We start from the raw sequence: 20,291 nt of genomic DNA on the forward strand, positions 1-20,291 counted from the left end.
CGCGGATGGTGCGGAACCCCCTCGCGGGTGGTGCGGAAAGCCCTCGCGGGTGGCCGTCAGCGCGGGGCGTGGCGCTCCAGGAACGCGTACACCTCGGCGTCGTCGACCCCAGGGAAGCTCCCGGACGGCAGCGGGCGAAGCACCTGCGCGTGCACCTGCGCGCTCGGCCACGCCTGGTCCGCCCAGCGCTGCGCCAGCTCGCTCGGAGGTCGCCGGCAGCACGAGGCGTCGGGGCACCGCGACTGCGTCCGGACCGTCGTCTCCCGACCGCGGAACCACTTCGCCTGGTTGAACGGCACGCCGACCGTGATCGAGAACTCCGACCCCGGGCCGGCGCCGGAGCCGGTCTGCGTCGCCTCGAGGTAGGTGCCCGTGGGGGTGTCCGTGTACTGGTGGTACTCCGTGGTGCGGTCGCGCTGCCCGAACACCTGCCGCGCGGCCCAGTACCGGCACACCACCTGGCCCTCGATCGAGCCGGTGGCGTCCTCGGGGAGGGCGATCCCGTCGTTCTCCCAGCCGCGGATGAGCGTCCCGTCGTCGGCGGCCCACACGAAGTGGATCGGGATCCCGAGCTGGCTCGTGGCCAGGTTGATGAACCGCTGGGCGGCGAACTGGTGCGTGATGCCGAACGCGTCGCGGAAGTCCTCGATCGCGAGGTCCTTGCGCGCCTTGGCGTCCTCGAGGAACGGCACCGCGGCCCCGCGCGGCACGAGCGCGGCCGCGGCGAAGTAGGTGATCTCGAGGCGCTGTCGCAGGAACTCGGCGTACGACGTCGGTCGTCCGTGCCCGAGCAGGCGGTGCGCCATCGCCTGCAGCGCGAGCGACCGCAGACCGTGCCCGCCCGGGATCGACGCCGGCGGCAGGTAGATCCGACCGTTGGCGAGGTCGGTCACGGTGCGTGTGGAGTGGGGCAGGTCCGGCGTGTGGATGATCGCGAATCCGAGGCTCTCGGCCATGCGCGCCACGGTCCGGTGCGTCACTGCCCCGCCGGAGTACCCGGCCCGCCGGATGGCCGTCTCCGCGAGCTCCTCGAGCTCAGGGACGTGGTTGTCGATGCGCTGGGTGTGCAGCCGCAGCTCCGTCGTCGCGCGTCGGGCCTCCTCGGGCGTCGCGACCGCCTCTCGCGCGCGGCGCGCGAGCTCGCCGTGCAGGGCGGTCAACGACTCCAGCACCGGCAGCGGAACGGTGCGACCGGGCCGCACCACCGGCGCCCCGAGCTCGCGGTAGAGCGGGCTCCGCTGCGCGTGCTCGAGCGCGATCTCGAGCTGGGCGCGGCGGTCGGGCGGCGGCTCGTCGGCGATCAGCGCCGCGGCGGGCACGCCGAGCGTGCGGGCGATCGCCTGCAGCAGCGACAGGCGAGGTTCGCGACGTCCGTTCTCGATGTGCGACAGCTGCGCCGCCGTCGTGCCGGTGGCCTCGGCGAGCTGCGCGAGCGTCAGGCCCGCACGCCCCCGGAAGTGGCGGAGGCGGCGCCCGAGCGTGAAGGAGTCCGACGGCGTGGCATCGGTGTCGGGGACCTCGCCGAGGTCGATGTACGGCCGGGTCGCGGCATCGTCGCCCATGGAGTTGACCATAGGGCAACAAGCGCCAAAGTTGCAGGGTGACGGCCCGGTCCATCAGCCACTCGGCGCGCCACAGTGGTCCCATGACCGCGACCTACCTGCCCCCGGCTCGTTCCCGCTCCGGCGCCGCCACCTCCCACGAGGTGGCCGCCGACCGCCCGACGCACGGCACGCCGTCGCGCCGGGACGACGTCCTCGCGTGGGTCGGGCGGATCGCCGACCTCGCCCAGCCGGACCGGATCGTGTGGGTCGACGGCGGTGACGCGCAGCACGAGCTCCTCGTGCGCGAGATGGTCTCGACCGGCACGCTGCTCCCGCTGAACCCCGAGCTCCGCCCGGACTCCTACCTGGCCCGCTCGGACCCGGGTGACGTCGCCCGCGTCGAGAGCCGCACGTTCATCTGCTCGCCCACGCGGGCCGAGGCCGGCCCGACCAACAACTGGCGCGATCCCGCCGAGATGCGCCAGACCCTCGCGGGCCTGTTCGACGGCGCGATGCGCGGCCGCACGCTGTACGTCGTCCCGTTCTCGATGGGTCCGGTCGACTCCCCGCTCGCGCGCTTCGGCATCGAGATCACGGACTCGCCCTACGTCGTCGCGAGCATGCGGATCATGACGCGGTCGGGCGCCGCCGCCCTCGCCCGGATCGACGACGGCGCCGCGTGGGTCCCCGCGGTCCACAGCGTGGGCGCCCCGCTGGGGCCCGACGACGTGGACGTGCCGTGGCCGTGCAACCCCGAGAAGTACATCGTCCACTTCCCGGCCGAGCGCGAGATCTGGAGCTACGGCTCCGGCTACGGCGGCAACGCACTGCTGGGCAAGAAGTGCTTCGCCCTGCGGATCGCCTCGGTCATCGCGCGTGACGAGGGCTGGCTCGCCGAGCACATGCTCCTCGTGCGCGTGACGTCGCCCGAGGGCCGGCGCACGCACGTCGCGGCCGCCTTCCCGTCCGCGTGCGGCAAGACCAATCTCGCGATGCTGCGGCCGACGCTGCCCGGCTGGAGCGTGGAGACGCTCGGCGACGACATCGTCTGGATGGCGCCGCGCGAGGGCGACGACGGCGTGACGCGCCTGCACGCCATCAACCCCGAGGCGGGTTTCTTCGGCGTCGCGCCGGGGACCGGCTGGGAGTCGAACCCGACGGCGATGGAGACGCTGCGCCGCGGCGTCATCTTCACCAACGTCGCGCTCACCGACGACGGCGACGTGTGGTGGGAGGGCCAGACGTCGCAGCCGCCGGCGCACCTGATCGACTGGCAGGGACGCGACTGGACGCCCGACGCCGGCCGCCCTGCCGCGCACCCGAACTCGCGGTTCACCGTCAGCGCCGCGCAGTGCCCGACCATGGCCGCCGACTGGGAGGACCCCGCGGGCGTGCCGCTCGACGCGATCCTGTTCGGCGGTCGTCGGCCCTCGACGGTGCCGCTCGTGACGCAGGCGGACTCGTGGGAGGCGGGCGTGCTTCTCGGCGCGAGCATCGCCTCCGAGCGCACCGCCGCGGCCGAGGGGACCGTCGGGGAGCTGCGCCGCGACCCGTTCGCGATGCTCCCGTTCACGGGCTACGCCGTCGCCGACTACCTCGCGCACTGGCTCGAGGTCGGCCGCGGGCTCGGTACCGGCGCTCCGGCGATCTTCGGCGTGAACTGGTTCCGCAAGGACGACGGCGGGCGGTTCCTGTGGCCCGGGTTCGGCGAGAACACACGGGTCATCGCGTGGATCGCGGACCGGGTGGCCGGCACGGTGGGCGGACGCTCGACGCCGATCGGTCACGTCCCGAACCCGGGCGATCTGGACGTCACCGGGCTCGGGCTGAGCGAGGCCGACCTCGACGAGCTGCTCGACGTCGACCCGGTGGCCTGGCGGGCCGAGCTCACCCGGGCGGGGGCGTACCTGGAGGAGCTGCGGGCGCCGGCCGCGCTGCGTCGAGCGCTCGACGTCGCGATCGACCGCCTCTGACGTTCGCGAGGCCCTTCGGGTGCGGTCGCGAGGCCGTTCGGGTGCGACGGCGAGGCCGTTGCGGTGCGGTCGCGAGGCCGTTGCGGTGCGTTCGCGAGGCCCTTCGGGTGTGCGACGGTGACCCGAAGGGCCTCGCGAGGTGACCGGAAGGGCCTCGCGAGGTGACCCGAAGGGCCTCGCGACGTGACCCAGAAGGCCTCGCGACGTGACTCGAAAGGCCTCGCGAAAGGTTCAGGCGCGGGCGTCGAGGACCTCGCGCCAGGAGTGCCGCGGCGTCCAGCCGATGACCCGCTCCGCCGCCTCGATCGAGAAGAGCGTCCCCGTCCCCGTGACCTCGCGACGCAGCTCGACGTCGGGGAACACCTCGGCGAGCAGTTCGACCGAGTCCCGCCGCATGCACGTGTCCGCCGCCGCGATGATCACGTTCGGCGCGCTCCCCGCGCCGCCCAGCTGCTCCTCGCTCGCGGTGAGCGCGGCGCGCGAGGCGGCCGCGGCGTCGCGCACGTCGATGTAGCTCCACAGGTTCCACGACCGGGCGCGCGCGTCGTCCCACGACGGCGGGAAGCTGTCCCGGTAGTCCTGCGCGGTCATCACGTTGGAGAACCGCAGGCCGACGTGGCTGACACCGCTCCAGCGTGCGTACGTCGCCGCCATCTGCTCGGTCACCACCTTCGACAGCGCATAGGTGCTCTCGGGCCGCGGGAAGTGCGCCTCGTCGATCGGCGCGTACCAGGGCGGCGTCTCGAACGGCAGCCCGAGCGTCGTCTCGCTGGAGGCCCACACCACCCGGCGCAGCCCGTGCGTCCGCGCGGCGGAGAACACCGCCTGGTTCATGGCGACGTTGGTGGTGAACGTGACGCCGTCCGGCCGCAGCCCCGGCGCGGGGATGTTCGCGAGGTGCACGACGCCGTCGCACCCGGCGAGCGCGTCGACCGCCTGCCCGAGGTCGGTGAGGTCGGCGGTGAGGGCGGCGACGGCGTCGTCGCGCACCTGGTCGGGGGCCGGTGCGCGGTCGATCGCGACGACGTCGTAGCCCGCCGCGGCGAGGTCGGCGACGGTTGCGCGGCCGAGCTTTCCGGAGGAGCCGGTGACGGCGATGCGGCCGGAGGGGAGGGGGGACGTCAGTGTCATGTCCTCAGGGTAGGTGAGCGCTCACACGATGGCTCGAACGGAGTGCGGCTCAGAAGTGCGACGGGTCGACCTCCCGGTCGCGGACGTCCTCGGCCGGCCAGACCGAGCCGTCCAGGACGGTGCGGTCGCCGAGGGGGCCACCGAGGGTCACGGTGCGGGTGACGCTCGGGTTGCCGGGACACGTCCACGCGAGATCGTCGTCGTCGGCCGGGGGGTCGTTCACGAAGTAGCCGCTGGTCCAGTAGATCGTCACCGCCTCGTCGGTCTCGACCACGACGGGCTCGTGCAGGTACTCGTCGGGCTCGCGGCCCCCGGTGCACGATCGCTCCACGACCTGGAGCGCGAGCTCGACGTCGTCGGGCGAGGTCTCCGGGGCGCCGAGCGCCGTCCAGAACGTCCACGGCTCGGCCAGGGCGGGCATCAACCGGCAGCCGCCCCAGCCGGTGGCCTTCCAGCCGCCGTCGACCCGCTCGAGCCCGAGGGACATGTCCTCGGGGCCTCGAGGGCCGTCCGGACCCCAGTCGCCGACCGCGACGAGGGCGGTGTCCGCCGTCTCCCGCAGCACGAACCACGCCGCGTCCGACGCCGGAGTGCCCTGCAGCGCGGGTGGCGCGTCCATCCCCGCCTCGGCCGCGAGCGCGTCCAGCGCCGCCTCGAGGCCCGCGGGATCGGAGGGCTGGAGCTGACCGTCGAGGGCCGAGGCGGGGAACGCGTCCTCCGCCGTTCCGCCGCCGCACGTGAGGGCGACGGAGCCGTCGATCGTCAGCAGCCCGTTCGCGTCGACGGCCGGCTCGGAGGCGCTCGGCTCGGAGGTGCCGGGTTCGGAGGCGCCCGGGGCCCCGCACGCCGCGAGGGCCAGCACGAGGCAGACCCCGGCGGGACGGAGGAGCGTGCGGCGAGTTCTCATACCCGATGGTGTCGTCGGCCGCCCCGATCTTGCACGGCTCACGTCGCGTTCCACAGGTCGGCGTAGTACGCCTGGCGCAGCGGATCCGGTTCGACGCCGTAGGCCGCGATCAGCGCGTCGGACCACCCGGGCCCGTAGTTCCACCCGGTGCTCATCGCGGCGACGGCGAGGTCGGCCCAACGGTCCGCGACGCCGAGCGCGCCCAGGTCCACGTGGCCGGCCCACGCGCCGTCGTCGTGCACGAGGGTGTTCGGGACGCACGCGTCGCCGTGGCACACGACGAGCCGGTCGATCGACGGCGGTTCGAGCAGCTCCTCGGGGACCTCGATCCCGCGCTGCAGCGCGTTCGCCACGCGCGCGTGGACGCCCCAGTCGAACGGGCAGTCGGCGACCGGCAGCGCGTCGTGCAGCGCGCGCAGCCCCTCGCCGACGACGCGCACGGCCGTCGCCGGATCGGCGAGCCAGCGGGGGTCGACGGCGGAGCGCCCCGCGACCGCGGCCGTCACCAGCCACTCGTGCTCGCCGTCGGCGCCGTGCTCGAGGACCTCCGGGACGCGGGTGTACCGGCCGGCCCAGACCAGCCGCTCCGCCTCGGCGGCCATCGACGTCTCGGCGTTCCACGGGCCCCACTTGAGGTAGCGGGTCGGGGCGCTGCCGCCGGCGTCGCCGCCCTCCGCGCGAAACGTCAGCCCACCCAGCCCGTTGCGCCACACGGGGGTGAGGCGGTCCCCGCGAGCGAGCGCCCGCACCCGCGCGGGAATCTCGACCGCGCCGCTCGGGATGCTCACGGCGTCAGTCTCTCGCGAGAACGCCCGGTGCAGCTCGAATTCGAGGTTCGAGCCGCACCGGGCGTTCTGGGCGGTGGTTCGCTGATCTGATCAGCCCTGCAGGGTCTCGCTGCGGTCGGCGCTCCACTCGGTGTGGAAGACGCCCGCCTTGTCGACGCGCTGGTAGGTGTGCGCCCCGAAGAAGTCGCGCTGGGCCTGGATCAGCGCGGCCGGCAGGCGCTCGGAGCGCACGCCGTCGTAGTACGCGAGCGAGCTCGAGAACGCGGGCACCGGGATGCCGTTCATCGCCGCACCGGCGACGACGCGACGCCAGGAGGCGACGCCGTCGCCCACCGCGGAGGCGAAGTACGGGTCCGAGATGAGCAGGGGCAGGTCGGCGTCGCGCTCGTAGGCCTCGGTGATGCGGTTGAGGAAGCGGGCGCGGATGATGCAGCCGCCGCGCCAGATGCGGGCGCACGCGCCGCGGTCGATGTTCCAGTCGTTCTCGGCCGACGCGGCCGCGATCTGGTCGAAGCCCTGGCTGTACGCCACGACCTTGGACGCGTACAGGGCGCGGCGGACGTCCTCGATGAACGCCTCGGCGTCCTTGACGTCCCAGCCGGCCGTCTCGGCAGCGAGCCCGGCGGCGCGGGCCGCCTCGCGCTGCGGCACGGAGCCGGACAGCGCACGGGCGAACGTGGCCTCCGCGATGCCCGTGATCGGCACGCCGAGGTCGAGCGCGGACTGCACGGTCCAGCGACCGGTGCCCTTCTGCTCGGCCTGGTCGAGCACGACGTCGACGAACGCCTTGCCGGTCTCGGCGTCCACGTGCGCGAGCACGCCGGCCGTGATCTCGATGAGGTACGACTCGAGGTCGCCCGCGTTCCACTCCTCGAAGATCTTCCCGACCTGCGCGGCGGACAGGCCGAGGGCCGACCGGAGCAGGTCGTACGCCTCGGCGATGAGCTGCATGTCGGCGTACTCGATGCCGTTGTGGACCATCTTCACGTAGTGACCGGCGCCGTCCGGGCCGATGTACGTGCAGCACGGGACGCCGTCGACCTTCGCGGAGATCTTCTCCAGCATCGGGCCGAGGGTGGCGTAGGCCTCCTTCGTGCCGCCGGGCATGATCGACGGCCCGTTCAGCGCGCCCTCCTCACCGCCCGAGACGCCGGTGCCGACGAAGTGGAAGCCGCGCTCGCGCAGGTCGGCCTCGCGGCGGATGGTGTCGGGGAAGTGCGCGTTGCCGCCGTCGACGATGATGTCGCCCGGCTCCATGTGAGCGGCGAGGTCCTCGATGACCGCGTCCGTCGGGGCGCCGGCCTTGACCATGATGATCACGGTGCGCGGAGCCTTGAGGGAGGCGACGAAGTCCGCCGTCGTCTCGCTCGGCACGAACTCGCCGTCGCCGCCGTGCGCCTCGATGAGGGCCTGCGTCTTGGAGTTCGAGCGGTTGTGAACGGCCACGGTGTAGCCGTTGCGCGCGAAGTTTCGCGCGAGGTTGCTGCCCATGACCGCGAGCCCGGTCACGCCGATGTCTGCCACGCCAACGTTTGTCATGCGGACCATTCTGCCGTCCCGGACTCCGGCGCGCTTTCCCTGTCTACGCCTCGGGCACACTGGGGACACCGGGCGCCGCGACGGCGTCAGGCACCGAGCGAGGACAGCATGACGACGAGCACGACGGCGGAACCCACCTCGATCCTGGACCCCCGGCTCCGCTGGACCACCGTCGGCGCCCTCTCGATGGTCCTGCTGGCCGCCTTCGAGGCGATGGCCGTCACCACGATCATGCCCGCGGTCAGCCGCGACCTCGACGGCGCCGCCCTCTACTCCGTGGCGTTCTCCGCGACGCTCGCCGCGAGCATCGTCGGCATGGTGGTCGCCGGCCGGTGGTCCGACCGCAGCGGCCCCGGGGCCCCGCTGGTGACTGCCGTTGGGACGTTCTTCGCGGGGCTGCTCGCCGCCGGGCTGGCCACCTCCATGGAGACGTTCATCGTCGGGCGCTTCCTGCAGGGCCTCGGCGGCGGGGCGCTGACGGTGTGCCTGTACGTGGTCGTGGCCCGGCTCTACCCGCCCGCGCTGCACCCGAAGGTGTTCGGGGCGTTCGCCGCGGCCTGGGTGATCCCGTCGATGGTGGGGCCGTTCGTCGCCGGGGTGGTGGCCGACCAGCTGAGCTGGCACTGGGTGTTCCTCGGCGTCGCGGCGCTGGTGCTGCTGGCGCTGGCGTCGATGGCGTCGGCGCTGCGGGAGATCCTCCGGGCCGGGGCGGGTGGGACGGTCGCCGAGGGGGCGACGGACGCGCCGGCCGACGAGCCGGTCGATGCGCCCGCCGACGAGCCCGCCCCCGCCCCGCCCGCCGTCCGCTCCGGCGTCGCCGTCCTGCTCGCGCTCGTCGTCGCGGGCGGGCTGATCGCGCTCGGCACGTCCGCCGAGGTGATCGAGGGCCACGCGTCGTGGCTGATGGCTGCCGCCGCCGTCGCCGTCGTGGTCGTGGCGGTCCGCCCGCTGCTGCCGCGCGGCACGCTGCTGGCGCGCCCGGGGCTGCCCGCCACGATCCTGGTCCGCGGCACGATCGCCGCGGCGTACTTCGGCACCGAGGTCTACCTGCCGCTGATGCTCCAGCGTGAGTACGAGCTCAGCTCCTCGCGCGCCGGGCTCATCCTCACGGTCGGGGCGCTGTCGTGGGCCACAGGGTCGAACCTGCAGGCGCGGCTGACGCACGTCGCGCCGCAGCGGATCCTCACGGCCGGCGCCACGATGGTGCTCACCGGGATCACCGTGCAGATCGCGACGGCGGCCGCTGACCTCGGCCCCTGGGTCGCGATGGCCGGGTGGCTCGTCGCGGGGCTCGGCATGGGCACGTCCTTCCCGCGGATCACGACGCTCGTGCTCGCCTACTCCACGCGCGCCGAGCAGGGCGCGAACTCCTCCGCGCTGTCGATCTCGGACGCCGTCGGAGGGGCCAGCTCGACGGCGATCGCCGGGCTCGTGTTCGGTGCGCTCGCCTTCGTGGGGGGCACGCAGCAGTTCCTCGGCGGGTTCGGCGTCGCGCTGGTCGCGGCGCTCGCGTCGGTGCTCGTCGCGCGGCGCGCGGGCCGCCCGGCCCGGGCCCGACCGTGACGGCGATCCGTCCGCGCCCGCGACGACGCTGACAGCGCCGCCGTCGGGGCGGATGGATCGCCCTCGTGGTGCCGGCCTGGAAGACTGGGCGTGTGACTCCCGCCGCCGCCCTCCCCGCCGCTCCCGCCGTCCCCGGCTGGCGCCCCGTCGCCGCCGGCAAGGTGCGCGACCTCTACGTGCCCGACGCCGACAACGCGGCCTGGGGCGACGACGTCGTGCTGGTCGTGGCGAGCGACCGCATCAGTGCCTACGACCACGTCCTGTCCACCCCGATCCCTGACAAGGGCGCGATCCTCACCGCGCTGAGCGCGTGGTGGTTCGAGCAGCTCGGTGACGGTCCCGACGGCGTCGCCCACCACCTCGTCTCGCTGGACGTCCCGGCCGAGGTCGCCGGGCGCGCGATGGTCTGCCGCCGGCTGGAGATGTACCCGGTCGAGTGCGTGGCCCGCGGCTACCTCACGGGTTCCGGCCTCGTGGAGTACCGGGCCGACCGCACCGTCTGCGGGGTCCCGCTGCCCGACGGTCTCGTCGACGGCTCCCGCCTGCCCGAGCCGATCTTCACGCCGGCCGCCAAGGCCGCGGTGGGGGAGCACGACGAGAACGTCACCTACGAGCGGGTCGCGGAGATGGTGGGCGACGACGTCGCGGACCGCCTCCGAACCACGACGCTCGCCGTCTACCGCCGTGCCGAGGAGATCGCGAGCGCGCGCGGGATCGTCCTGGCGGACACGAAGTTCGAGTTCGGGGCGGACCCGGCGCTCGGCGCCGACTCGATCGTCCTCGGCGACGAGGTGCTGACGCCCGACTCCTCCCGGTTCTGGGACGCGACGCTGTGGGCCCCGGGCGGCGCGCAGCCCAGCTTCGACAAGCAGTACGTGCGCGACTGGCTGACCTCGGACGCCTCCGGGTGGGACCGCGCGGGCGACGCCCCGCCTCCGGAGCTGCCGGCCGACGTCGTGCTGCGCACGCGCGAGCGCTACGTGGAGGCCTACGAGCGCCTCACGGGCCGCACCTTCGGCTGAGGCCCCCAGCCCTCACGAGAACGACCCTGCTCGCGCCTCCCGGTCGGAAGGCGCGAGCAGGGTCGTTCTCGGCGGGCAGGACTCAGGCGACGCGGACCTCGAGCAGCGCCCGCGACGTCACGAGCTGACGCACGCCCACGCCGTCGGCCGCGATCCGGAACCGCAGCGAGCCGCCGGGCTGGCCGAACCACGCCGGCACGATCTCGGCCTCGACGTGCAGCGGCGCCGTCGTGACGAACTGGTACAGGCGCGTCGTGGGACCGCTGGCCGTGGGCGGGAGCGAGCGGTTCGGGATCGGCGTCGCCCACGGGAACAGGAAGACCCCGTCGAGCGAACCGAGGCGGTCGAGCGCGACGCCGGGCGGCAGCGTCGTCAGCAGCGCTCCGCCGCCGGCGGAGAGCTGGGCGAAGATCTGCGCGTACGCGCCCTGGTAGGAGTGCGAGCGGTACTGCAGGTCCTGCGCGCCGACGGGCGTGGCCGCGGGCAGGGGCGCCACCAGCAGGTTCCACAGCCAGTCGCACGCCTCGCGCTCGGAGCCGCTCGTGTGGAACGCCTCGAAGACGCCGTAGTCGCGCACGCCCACGCTGAACCGGTGCGCGCCGGTCTGACGCACCTCGAGCGCACCCTCGAGCGCGGTGGCGCCGGGCGGGTCGCCCGGGAGCACGACGGCGTCGGCCGGGTACTGCGCCTGGGCCAGCTTCTCGCGCAGCGCGGCGCTCGCGGCGCCGGGTCCCGCGGTGGAGGTGCGGAGCCAGCCCGGCACGTGATCGGCGTCGCGCGGGAACGCCGCGAGGTCGCCGAGCCACTGCTCGTCCGTGGGGACCGGGGTGGCCGGCGGGGCGTCGCCCGCGGGCACGACCATCCGCAGCCCGGGCGCGTTCCAGTACGGGCGCTCCGAACGCTCGAGCACGACGGCGGGGGTGCCGTCGTCCCCGGGCGTGAGGCTGACGTAGGCCGACAGCCAGGTGCCCGTGCCGGGGGCGGCGTCGATCACGCGGAGCTCCGCGAGGGCGGCCACGGCGGTGTCGGGGAGGTCGAGGCGGACCATCTCCTCGCGACCCGACTCGTCCGCGGGGAGAGGAGGTAGGTGCGGCCGGAGTGCTGCGTCCCCGCCTGCGACCACTCGAGGTGGACCGAGGACCACGGACGCTGCGACGTCTCGGCGGCGGCGAGCAGCGCCTCGCTCACGGTGGTGAGAAGGGCCTGGCGGTGCGGATCGGCGGTGGCCGGGGGAGCCTCGGGGGTTGCGGGTGCCGCGGGGCCGGCGGCGGATCGGTGCGGATCGAGGCGGGCTCCTCGGGCTCCTCGTAGGTCTCGGTGGGGTCCTCGACGGTCTCGGGAGCCTCGGTCTCGGGGGCCTCCGACTGCTCGGCGGCCGGCTGCTCCTCAGACGCGTGCTCCTCGATCGCGGCCGGCGCGGCGAACGCGTCGTCGCGCCGGACGTGCGTCTGGTCGACGTCGGGCTCGGTGAACACGGGACGGTGCGTCGACGGCGCCTCGGGCGCGGCCGGCGGCAGGGCCGGGACCACGGGCTCGGCGGCGGGCGCCGCGACGGGCGGGACCGGGGCGGGTGGAACGGGGCGGCGGGCGGAACGGGGGCGCCGCCGTCGTCGGCCGGACGCGCCCACGGGGACGGCGACGGAGCGGCCTGGGCCGGCGGCGTCTGCCACGGGGAGGCGGCGGGCTGCGGACTCGCCCACGCAGGAGCGGGCGGAGGAGCCTGGGCGGCGGGCGCCTGCTCGACAGGAGGCGCCTGCTCCACCGACGCCTGTTCCACCGGCGCCGTCTCGGGCGCCGGTGCCGGGGCGGCCGCGGGGAAGGCGGGCCGGGTCGGCGGGGGCGGGATCGTGCCCGCGGCGGGGGTCGTGCTCGTCGACTCGTGGTGTCCGGCCTGCTCCATGCGTTCATCCTCGCACCCCCCGGTAGACTCGTGGGTGGAGTGCTGTGCACGAGCACCGCGTCTCCCCGGGGAGAACTCCCCATCCCGTCTCGCCACCAGCCACGTACGGAGCCTTGCCATGGGACGCGTCGTCGTCGAGGTCATGCCCAAGCCGGAGATCCTGGACCCGCAGGGGAAGGCCGTGAACGGCGCCCTGCCCCGTCTGGGCTTCACCGGCATCTCCCAGGTCCGCCAGGGCAAGCGGTTCGAGATCACGGTGGACGGCGAGGTGACCGACGAGGTCCTCGCCGACATCCGCCGCGCCGCCGAGACGCTGCTGTCCAACCCCGTCATCGAGGACGTCGTCAAGGTCGAGGCCGAGCCGGCCGCGGTGTCCGCCTGATGTCGGCTCCCGCCACCCCGGGCGCCCAGGGCGCGCGCATCGGCGTCGTCACGTTCCCCGGGACGCTCGACGACCGTGACGCGCAGCGCGCCGTCCGGCTCGCCGGCGCCACCCCGGTGCCGCTCTGGCACGGGGACGCCGACCTGGCCGGGGTCGACGCCGTCGTGCTCCCCGGCGGGTTCTCCTACGGGGACTACCTCCGCGCCGGCGCCATCGCCCGGTTCGCCCCGGTGATGACCGCGCTGGTCGACGCCGCGAACGGCGGCCTGCCGGTGCTCGGCATCTGCAACGGCTTCCAGATGCTCACCGAGGCGCACCTGCTGCCCGGGTCGATGATCAAGAACGAGAAGCTGACGTTCGTCTGCCGCGACCAGGTGCTGCGCGTCGAGAACGCGAGCACCGCCTGGACGAACGCCTTCGCCACCGGCGAGGAGATCGTCATCCCGCTGAAGAACCAGGACGGCCAGTACGTCGCCGACGAGCGCACCCTGGACGAGCTCGAGGGCGAGGGCCGCGTCGTCTTCCGCTACGTCGACGTCAACCCCAACGGTTCGCGCCGCGACATCGCCGGCATCAGCAACGCTCGCGGCAACGTCGTCGGCCTCATGCCGCACCCGGAGCACGCCGTCGAGAAGGGCTTCGGTCCCGACGGCGACGCCGGCGTCCGCACCGGTACCGACGGCCTGCGGTTCTTCACCTCCGCGCTCGCGTCGCTGCTCGCGACGGCCTGACGACCCCCACCCCTTCGTGAGCGGCCCGCGGGCGCTCGCGGAGGGGTGAGTCGTCTCGCGACCGCACCCGAACGGCCTCGCGACCGCACCGCAACGGCCTCGCGACCGCACCGCAACGGCCTCGCGACCGCACCGCAACGGCCTCGCGATGCTCTCAGCCGACTCTCAGGAAACCTACGCTTCCGTAAGTTACGGTGGCGTAGTGAACGCGACCGCGCCCCGTCCCGAGTTCGGACCCCTGACCGTCACCATCCCCGACGAGTCCGTCCCGCACGGCCTGACCGCCGCCGCCACCGCGTGGCCCGACCGGATCGCCGTCGACTTCCTGCGGGCCACGCTCACCTACGCCGAGCTCGACGCCCAGGTGGCCCGCGCGGCGCAGGCCCTGCTCGACCTCGGCGTCGAGCCCGGCGACCGCGTCGCGATCGCGCTGCCGAACTGCACCACCCACGTCGTGGCGTTCTACGCCGTGCTGCGGATCGGTGGCGTCGTCGTCGAGCACAACCCGACCTACACGGCCACGCAGCTCGTGCACCAGCTCTCCGACTCGGGCGCCCGCGTCGCCATCGTGTGGGAGAAGGTCGCCCGCGCCGCGCTCGGCGCCCGCACCAGCTCCCCCCTGACGACCGTGATCGCCGTCAACGTCGCCGGGGACCTCCCGCGCGGCTCGCAGCTGGCGCTCCGGCTCCCGGTCCGGGCCGCGCGCGCCACGCGCGACGCCCTGCGCGCCGACGTCCCCGCAGGCGCCCTGCGCTGGGAGCGCCTCGTGCGGCGCGGCGGCCCCGCGCTGCCCGCGAGCCACCCGTACCCGGCGAGCTCCGACGTCGCGCTCCTGCAGTACACGGGCGGCACCACCGGCACCCCGAAGGGCGCGGTGCTGACGCACCGCAACCTCGTGGCGAACGCGGTCCAGTGCGCCGAGTGGACCCGCACGGTCGGCGGCACCGAGACCCTCTACGGCGCGCTGCCGTTCTTCCACGCCTTCGGGCTGACGCTCTGCCTCGGCTACGGCATCCGCACCGGCGCGACGCTCGTGATCTTCCCGAAGTTCGACCCCGCCGCCCTGGTCTCCGCGCAGAAGCGCCGGCCGGGCACCTTCCTCCCGGCCGTCCCGCCGATGATCGACCGGTTCACGACGGCGGCGCGCGAGGCCGGGGTCGCCCTCACCTCGTTCCGGTTCGCGTTCAGCGGCGCGATGGCGCTGCCCGAGGCGACGGCGCAGGCGTGGGAGGAGGCGACCGGCGGCTACGCGATCGAGGGCTACGGCATGACGGAGACGTCGCCCGTGGCGCTCGGCAACCCGGTGTCCGCGGAGCGCCGCGCGGGCGCGCTCGGGGTGCCGTTCCCCGACACGGAGATCCGCGTGGTCGACGCCGAGTCGCTCGAGGACGTCGAGCCCGGCGCCCGCGGTGAGCTGCTGCTGCGCGGGCCGCAGGTCTTCTCCGGCTACTGGAACCGGCCGGAGGAGACGGCGCACCAGCTGCTCGAGGACGGGTGGCTGCGGACCGGCGACGTCGTCACCGTCGACGAGGCCGGCTTCGTCACGCTGGTCGACCGCATCAAGGAGATGATCGTCACCGGCGGCTTCAAGGTCTACCCCTCGCAGGTCGAGGACCGCCTGCGCGAGATGCCGGGGGTGGCGGACGTCGCCGTCGTCGGGATGCCGGCAGGCGACCTGGGCGAGAAGGTGGTCGCCGCCATCGTGCTCGACGGAACGGTCCCGGCGATCTCGCTCGCCGAGCTCCGCGCCTGGGCGGCCGAGAGCGTCGCGTCCTACGCCGTCCCCCGCGAGCTCGTCGTCGTCACCGAGCTGCCTCGTTCGATCATCGGCAAGGTGCTGCGGCGGGTCGTCAGGGACGACCTGGACGCCTCCCGCTGACCCACTCTCCACAGGGCTTGTCCACAGGCCTGTGGGTGACGACGCCGACGCGCCCCACAGCCTGTGGGTAACCCTGGGGACGGGGTGTGGGCAACGCGGCCTCGACCGCGCCGTGCCGGGTCTGAGCGGCGCTCAGGCCCCGACGTCGTGAAGGTGGTGCGCGACGTCGTGCCAGAAGTACTGCGCGAGCGTCGTGACCGTGAACTCCGAGCCGTTGGAGCGCAGTCCCCGGCGCTCGTGGGAGAGGGCGGGAACGGCGTCGAACCGCGCGGCGATGACGTCCGCCGCCACGGCCAGCTCCTCGGCGACGACGACGGGGTCCTGCTCGCCGTAGCGATCCGCCAGCGCCGTGGCGTCCTGGTCCCAGTTCGCGAAGGTCGGGGCGTCCTGGGTCAGCATCAGCGCGAGGCGCTCGTCGAAGACGCGGAACACGTCGCGCACGTGGGCGCCGTACTCCAGGGGCGACCAGGTGCCCGGGTCCGGACGGTCCCGCACGTCCTGGCGGCCGAGCGACGCGCGCCACCGCGGGACGCTCGCGCGGACAAGGCCGCCGACGTCGGCCACCGCCACCGCGGACGCCTCGAGGCCGCAGTCCGGGCAGGGCTGGGAGAGCACCCACGTCCAGTCCTTGGCGTCGGGTTCGATGGTCTCGCCCGGGACGGTCATGGTCCGAGTGTGCCCGCCGGTCGGTAGGGTCGCGAGCCATGGGTTTCTTCACCTCACGAGCCAACCGGGCCGCTGCGGCGCAGGACGCGGCCGTCGCGGCCCAGGATGCCGCGATCGTCGACTTCTGGGCGTGGTGGGGCGACGGCGGGGCCGCGGCGACGGCGCACGCGTTCGACAGTCGTGGTAAGGACGTCGAGGCGCTGCAGCGGGTGGGGGAGGAGCTGGGCGCCCGCGCCCGGGCGATCGGCCTGGGGTTCGAGTCCGGCGAAGGCCGCGCGGCCCGTCACGTCCTGGTGCTGACGCCGGAGGGGGCGGCCGACGCGGCCGACGTCGCCGACCGCTGGCTGGCGGCGGCGCCGCCCGCCGACGACGCGTTCGAGTTCGACAACCGGCGCCGAGCCGCCGCCGACCCGACGACGGTGGGCATCGACTACGACGGCCACCGGTTCGACCTGGTCGATCTGGTGATGCTGGCGCAGCCCGACGGGACGAAGGTCCACGTCGCGGTGTGGCACCCCGCCTTCGCCGACGTCGAGCGCCCGGTCGCGGGCAACGTCGCCTTCCTCATGCTCGACGCGCTGCTGGGGGAGCGGGCCGTGGAGGAGCGCATCGGCGCGATCCGGTTCGACCTCGACCCGGCCGACCGGGGCCGGCCGTTCGTGGAGCTCCGCGACCTGATCGCCTGACGGCGCCGCCGGCGGCGCCGCGTTGCGCGCACCGGTGGTCGCCTCAGCGGCGGCGAAGCGACCATCCGTGCACGCAACGGGGCGGAGGGTCGGAGGTCGGGGAGGTCAGGGGCGGCCGGTGTAGACGAGCTCGACTCCGTCGCCCGTCAGGGTGAGGCCGGCGGCGTCGCCCGTGATCGCGTCGATGCGGGGCAGGGCGCCCTGGATCGCCGCCTCGAGGTCCATCAGCGCCTCCGGCGTGCACATCATCCGGGTGCTCGCGACCTCGGTCACGTGGACCGCGTCCGGCCAGCCGACGAGCGTCCCGCCGAACGTGTTGCAGACGGTGCCGCCGATCGAGACGACGTCGTCCTGCCGCGTGACCGTGAGCGTCGCGTCGTGCCCTTCGACGGGGACGAGCGCCTCGCCGTCGACCGTCCCGGACCCGAAGGTCCAGGTGAGGCCCTCGAGCGCGGCGAGGTCGGTCTCGACGATGAACGCCTCGACCGGGTCGGCCGCGAGGTTGGCCGTCCCGTCCTCGTCGAACACGAGCTCGACGCCGTCGCCCGTCAGCACGAGACCCGTGCGGTCGCCCGCCATGGCGGTGACACGGGGCAGGGCGTCCGTCAGGGCCGCCTCCAGCTCCATCAGACCGTCCTGCTCGCAGTAGATCTCGGTGCTGGCCAGTCCCGTGATCTCCACGACGTCGGGCCAGCCGACCAGCTCGCCGCCGACCGAGTTGCAGACGGTGCCCGCGATGCTGACGGTCTCGCCCTCGCGGGAGATGCCGAACCTGATGACGGGCGACTCGGGGACGTCGAGCTCCTCGCCGTCGACCGTGCCGGACTCCAGGGTCCAGCGCACGCCCTCGAGCGACGCGAGGTCGTCGGCGCCGGTGCCGGGGTCGGCGCCGGGGTCGGCCGCGTCGCCCGAGCCCGAGCCGCCGGGTGCGGTGCACGCGGCCAGGCCGACGGCGAGGACGGCCGCCCCGATCATCTGGAGGGGTCGACGGAGGGCGGGGGTTCGCTGGCTCATGCACTGACTGTGTCAGGGCGCCGCCGGGTCTTGCAGCCGCCGCGTTGCGCGCACCCGTGGTCGCTTCAGCCGGGGCGAAGCGGCCATCCGTGCGCGCAACGGGACCGGCGGCTGGGCCAGGCCGCCGCCCGGGCCCGGCCCCGGCCGTCAGGCCTGGGCGAGCGTCGAGGTCAGGTGCAGCTTCCCGCGCCGCGGGTCCCAGACGGTGAGCGCGTAGCCGGCGCGCGACCCGCCGTCGGAGGAGTCGACGTCGTCGCGCCGCTCCACGCCCACGGCCACCCGTCCGGGCACCAGGACCGGTGCCGCGAACTCGACCGACCACGTGAACGCGTCGCCGCGCGCCGGACCGAGGGCGGCCAGCGCGCGCGCCGCCGTGTCCATGCCGTGCGCGATCGTCGCGCGGTAGCCGAACGCCCGCGCGGCGAGCTTCGAGGTGTGGATGGGGTTCCGGTCGCCCGAGACCTCGGCGTACAGCTTGCTGCTGCGCAGCGAGGTCTCCCAGCCGCCCGTGGGCGTCGGCGCCTCGAAGGTGGGGTGCTCGGGGCGTTGATGAGCGGGCAGCCCCGTGATCTGCGTGCTGCGCGCGAGGTAGGTGGAGACGCCCTGCCAGACGAGCTCGACGCCGGAGCGGATCTCCGTCACGAGCTCCACCTGGGTGCCCATGCCCTCGCCGACCTCGCGCGAGGCCAGGCGGCGGGCCCACGTCGTCGCCGTCAGGGGCTCGTCGGTCCGCACGGGGCGCAGCTGCTCGATGCGGTTCGCGATGTGCACGAGGCCGAGCATCGGCAGCGGGAAGTCGGCACGCGCCATCAGAGCGAGCTGCAGGCCGAACACGCTGACGTGCACGAAGCCCGGGGGCGCCGTCTCCAGCGCCCGCTCACCCAGCAGGTGGCAGTAGGCGTCGAGGCGCTCGCGGTCGAGCGTGAGTCCGGCGCGCAGCGCGACGTCGGGCAGCGTGGTCGACACGGACGGGCTGCTGACCACGGCCTGGGCGGTGCGCCCCAGCGCGGTGAGCTGCACCGACCGGGGCGAGGGCACGCCGTCGAGCGCGACGACCGAGGTCGGCTGCGTCTCGGGACGCCGTGCGGCTGCGCCGGTCGCCGTCACCGACTCCTCGAGGAGCTCCTCGAGCGAGGTGTCGTGGTGGTCGTCGCGATGCGTCATCGTCGCTCCCTCGTCGTCCGGTCCGCGGTCACCGGCGCGCTCATCGTCCCACCAGGTTCTGGCCGCAGACCCGCAGCACCGCGCCGTTGATCCCCCCGGCCTGCGGCGAGGCGAGGAACGCGACCGCCTCGGCGACGTCGACCGGCTTGCCGCCCTGACCGAGCGACGACACGCGGCGGCTGATCTCGCGCTGCATCGTGGGGATCGAGGCCGTCATCTCCGTCTCGATGAACCCCGGCGCGACGGCGTTGGCGCGGCCGCCGCCGGCCGCGAGCACGGGAGCCCACGCCTGCGTCGCGCCGATGACGCCGGCCTTGGAGAAGCCGTAGTTGGTCTGGCCGCGGTTGCCCGCGATTCCGCTCGTCGAGGCGAGCGAGACCTGGACCAGGCCCGGGTAGGCCTCGGCGAGCGTGGTCGTGATGGCGACCTGCGCGGCGAGGTTGACCGCCACCACCGACTCCCAGTGCTCCGGCTTCATGTTGGCCAGCAGCTTGTCGCGGAGGATCCCGGCGTTGTGGACGAGCACGTCGAGCCGGCCGTTGAACGGGCCGCGCGCGACGCGCTCGAGCAGCCGCTCGCCGGCGTCGGGCGCGGTGATGTCGAGCTGCAGCGCCACGCCGCCGACCTCGTTCATGACGGCGGCGAGCGCCTCGCCCGCGGCCGGAACGTCGACGCCGAGCACGTGGGCGCCGTCGCGCGCCAGGACGCGCACGGTCTCCGCGCCGATGCCGCGTGCCGCCCCGGTCACGACGACGACCGTCCCGGCCAGCGGCCGCGTCCAGTCCTCGGGGGTGATGCCCCGACCGGTCACCGGCAGGAGCTGACCGTCCACGAACGCCGAGCGGGCCGAGAGCAGGAAGCGCAGCGTGCCGATCGCGGCGGCGTCGGTGACGCCGACACCGTCCGCCAGCTCGATCCCGTTGGCGGTCGCGCCCTGGCGCAGCTCCTTGCCGAGCGAGCGGACGAGTCCGGAGACCCCGCCGCGCGCCGCCGCGACGGCGGGGGCGTCGCCGTCGGCCACCGCGCGCGAGAGGGTGACGACGCGGGCGCTGCGGGCCAGCTCGCGCAGCACCCCGCCGAGGGCGAGCACACGCTCGGCCTCCTCGCCCGGGGCCTCGAGATCGGTGAGAGCGACGACGACGGCGCCCCAGCGCTGCTGCGTCGGCGCCTGCAGGTTGCGGCGCACGTCCAGGTGCCAGTCGTGGAGCTGGTGCGCGACGGCGTCGGCGTCCGGCCCCGAGCCGATGACGAGCACGGGGCCCGCCGTCAGCGGGGCGTCGACCGACGTCGGGTCGGTACGCCGGAGCGTGACCGCCTCGGTGAGGCCGAGGGCCTGGGTGATCGCGCGGTTGAGCTGCTTGCTGACGCCGCGCAGGGGGGCGGGGAGCGTGGGGGGGGCCAT

Annotated in this window: 18 protein-coding genes; 7 read left to right on the plus strand and 11 right to left on the minus strand. The window is 74.4% G+C overall.

From position 1 onward, the window contains the following. Positions 1 to 56 precede the first annotated feature (56 nt). Positions 57 to 1,562: a helix-turn-helix domain-containing protein gene (locus C8046_RS14720; protein WP_109230088.1), complete on the minus strand. Its 1,506-nt coding sequence runs from the start codon at positions 1,560 to 1,562 to the stop codon at positions 57 to 59. Between the two features lie 83 nt (positions 1,563 to 1,645). On the opposite strand from C8046_RS14720, the gene C8046_RS14725 reads away from it, so the two are divergent. Beyond that, on the plus strand, positions 1,646 to 3,517 hold the full coding sequence (locus C8046_RS14725; protein ID WP_109230089.1) for a phosphoenolpyruvate carboxykinase (GTP): 1,872 nt from the start codon (positions 1,646 to 1,648) through the stop codon (positions 3,515 to 3,517). A gap of 231 nt (positions 3,518 to 3,748) precedes the next feature. Here C8046_RS14725 and C8046_RS14730 read toward each other — a convergent pair whose 3' ends face one another. From C8046_RS14730 to gndA, 4 genes are all read right to left on the minus strand, one after another. Next, complete coding sequence (locus tag C8046_RS14730; protein ID WP_109230090.1) at positions 3,749 to 4,648, minus strand: NAD-dependent epimerase/dehydratase family protein; 900 nt, start codon at positions 4,646 to 4,648, stop codon at positions 3,749 to 3,751. Positions 4,649 to 4,697: 49 nt separating this feature from the next. Beyond that, a complete protein-coding gene (locus C8046_RS14735; RefSeq protein ID WP_109230091.1) occupies positions 4,698 to 5,555 on the minus strand; it encodes a hypothetical protein in 858 nt (285 codons plus the stop codon). A gap of 38 nt (positions 5,556 to 5,593) precedes the next feature. Further along, a complete protein-coding gene (locus C8046_RS14740; RefSeq protein WP_109230092.1) occupies positions 5,594 to 6,343 on the minus strand; it encodes an aminoglycoside 3'-phosphotransferase in 750 nt (249 codons plus the stop codon). A gap of 90 nt (positions 6,344 to 6,433) precedes the next feature. Next, positions 6,434 to 7,882, minus strand: coding sequence for an NADP-dependent phosphogluconate dehydrogenase (gndA, locus tag C8046_RS14745; RefSeq protein ID WP_419183561.1), 1,449 nt, complete (start codon positions 7,880 to 7,882; stop codon positions 6,434 to 6,436). Positions 7,883 to 7,990: 108 nt separating this feature from the next. On the opposite strand from gndA, the gene C8046_RS14750 reads away from it, so the two are divergent. Next, positions 7,991 to 9,445: an MFS transporter gene (locus tag C8046_RS14750; protein WP_109230094.1), complete on the plus strand. Its 1,455-nt coding sequence runs from the start codon at positions 7,991 to 7,993 to the stop codon at positions 9,443 to 9,445. A gap of 92 nt (positions 9,446 to 9,537) precedes the next feature. Continuing rightward, on the plus strand, positions 9,538 to 10,467 hold the full coding sequence (locus C8046_RS14755; protein ID WP_199224496.1) for a phosphoribosylaminoimidazolesuccinocarboxamide synthase: 930 nt from the start codon (positions 9,538 to 9,540) through the stop codon (positions 10,465 to 10,467). Between the two features lie 82 nt (positions 10,468 to 10,549). Here C8046_RS14755 and C8046_RS14760 read toward each other — a convergent pair whose 3' ends face one another. After that, positions 10,550 to 11,515 carry a TNT domain-containing protein gene (locus C8046_RS14760; protein ID WP_109230096.1) on the minus strand — a complete coding sequence of 322 codons (966 nt, stop codon included), beginning with the start codon at positions 11,513 to 11,515 and terminating at the stop codon, positions 10,550 to 10,552. A gap of 136 nt (positions 11,516 to 11,651) precedes the next feature. Continuing rightward, positions 11,652 to 11,942, minus strand: a complete 291-nt coding sequence (locus C8046_RS18955; RefSeq protein ID WP_216628978.1) for a hypothetical protein — start codon at positions 11,940 to 11,942, stop codon at positions 11,652 to 11,654. A 543-nt stretch (positions 11,943 to 12,485) separates the two neighbouring features. Here C8046_RS18955 and purS point away from each other — a divergent pair. The 3 genes from purS (at position 12,486) to C8046_RS14785 (ending at position 15,359) form a co-directional block, all read left to right on the plus strand. Continuing rightward, complete coding sequence (gene purS / locus C8046_RS14775; protein WP_109230099.1) at positions 12,486 to 12,749, plus strand: phosphoribosylformylglycinamidine synthase subunit PurS; 264 nt, start codon at positions 12,486 to 12,488, stop codon at positions 12,747 to 12,749. Next, positions 12,749 to 13,480, plus strand: a complete 732-nt coding sequence (purQ, locus tag C8046_RS14780; RefSeq protein ID WP_109230100.1) for a phosphoribosylformylglycinamidine synthase subunit PurQ — start codon at positions 12,749 to 12,751, stop codon at positions 13,478 to 13,480. Before purS ends, purQ begins: the two co-directional genes overlap by 1 nt. A gap of 202 nt (positions 13,481 to 13,682) precedes the next feature. Continuing rightward, complete coding sequence (locus tag C8046_RS14785) at positions 13,683 to 15,359, plus strand: AMP-binding protein (RefSeq protein WP_235866344.1); 1,677 nt, start codon at positions 13,683 to 13,685, stop codon at positions 15,357 to 15,359. Positions 15,360 to 15,491: 132 nt separating this feature from the next. Here the strand turns inward: C8046_RS14785 and C8046_RS14790 are convergent, their stop codons facing one another. Continuing rightward, positions 15,492 to 16,025, minus strand: a complete 534-nt coding sequence (locus C8046_RS14790) for a DinB family protein (protein WP_109230102.1) — start codon at positions 16,023 to 16,025, stop codon at positions 15,492 to 15,494. A gap of 38 nt (positions 16,026 to 16,063) precedes the next feature. On the opposite strand from C8046_RS14790, the gene C8046_RS14795 reads away from it, so the two are divergent. Further along, entirely contained in the window at positions 16,064 to 16,711 is a 648-nt protein-coding gene (locus C8046_RS14795) for a hypothetical protein (RefSeq protein WP_109230103.1), read from the plus strand. A gap of 105 nt (positions 16,712 to 16,816) precedes the next feature. Here C8046_RS14795 and C8046_RS14800 read toward each other — a convergent pair whose 3' ends face one another. The 3 genes from C8046_RS14800 to C8046_RS14810 all read right to left on the minus strand — a co-directional run bounded on the left by C8046_RS14800 (position 16,817) and on the right by C8046_RS14810 (position 20,291). Continuing rightward, positions 16,817 to 17,725, minus strand: coding sequence for an META domain-containing protein (locus C8046_RS14800; protein WP_109230104.1), 909 nt, complete (start codon positions 17,723 to 17,725; stop codon positions 16,817 to 16,819). A gap of 147 nt (positions 17,726 to 17,872) precedes the next feature. After that, entirely contained in the window at positions 17,873 to 18,889 is a 1,017-nt protein-coding gene (locus C8046_RS20035; protein ID WP_109230105.1) for a MaoC/PaaZ C-terminal domain-containing protein, read from the minus strand. A gap of 40 nt (positions 18,890 to 18,929) precedes the next feature. Beyond that, complete coding sequence (locus C8046_RS14810; RefSeq protein ID WP_109230106.1) at positions 18,930 to 20,291, minus strand: 3-oxoacyl-ACP reductase; 1,362 nt, start codon at positions 20,289 to 20,291, stop codon at positions 18,930 to 18,932.

Source organism: Serinibacter arcticus, assembly GCF_003121705.1.
Classification (GTDB): Bacteria; Actinomycetota; Actinomycetes; order Actinomycetales; family Beutenbergiaceae; genus Litorihabitans.

Excerpts from the sequence above, each read along its gene's own strand:
- C8046_RS14720 (WP_109230088.1), bottom strand. The coding sequence starts at position 1,562 with ATGGGCGACGATGCCGCGACCCGGCCGTACATCGACCTCGGCGAGGTC.
- C8046_RS14725 (WP_109230089.1), top strand. The coding sequence starts at position 1,646 with ATGACCGCGACCTACCTGCCCCCGGCTCGTTCCCGCTCCGGCGCCGCC.
- C8046_RS14730 (WP_109230090.1), bottom strand. The coding sequence starts at position 4,648 with ATGACACTGACGTCCCCCCTCCCCTCCGGCCGCATCGCCGTCACCGGC.
- C8046_RS14735 (WP_109230091.1), bottom strand. The coding sequence starts at position 5,555 with ATGAGAACTCGCCGCACGCTCCTCCGTCCCGCCGGGGTCTGCCTCGTG.
- gndA (WP_419183561.1), bottom strand. The coding sequence starts at position 7,882 with ATGACAAACGTTGGCGTGGCAGACATCGGCGTGACCGGGCTCGCGGTC.
- C8046_RS14750 (WP_109230094.1), top strand. The coding sequence starts at position 7,991 with ATGACGACGAGCACGACGGCGGAACCCACCTCGATCCTGGACCCCCGG.
- C8046_RS14760 (WP_109230096.1), bottom strand. The coding sequence starts at position 11,515 with ATGGTCCGCCTCGACCTCCCCGACACCGCCGTGGCCGCCCTCGCGGAG.
- purS (WP_109230099.1), top strand. The coding sequence starts at position 12,486 with ATGGGACGCGTCGTCGTCGAGGTCATGCCCAAGCCGGAGATCCTGGAC.
- purQ (WP_109230100.1), top strand. The coding sequence starts at position 12,749 with ATGTCGGCTCCCGCCACCCCGGGCGCCCAGGGCGCGCGCATCGGCGTC.
- C8046_RS14790 (WP_109230102.1), bottom strand. The coding sequence starts at position 16,025 with ATGACCGTCCCGGGCGAGACCATCGAACCCGACGCCAAGGACTGGACG.
- C8046_RS14795 (WP_109230103.1), top strand. The coding sequence starts at position 16,064 with ATGGGTTTCTTCACCTCACGAGCCAACCGGGCCGCTGCGGCGCAGGAC.
- C8046_RS14800 (WP_109230104.1), bottom strand. The coding sequence starts at position 17,725 with ATGAGCCAGCGAACCCCCGCCCTCCGTCGACCCCTCCAGATGATCGGG.
- C8046_RS20035 (WP_109230105.1), bottom strand. The coding sequence starts at position 18,889 with ATGACGCATCGCGACGACCACCACGACACCTCGCTCGAGGAGCTCCTC.
- C8046_RS14810 (WP_109230106.1), bottom strand. The coding sequence starts at position 20,291 with ATGGCCCCCCCCACGCTCCCCGCCCCCCTGCGCGGCGTCAGCAAGCAG.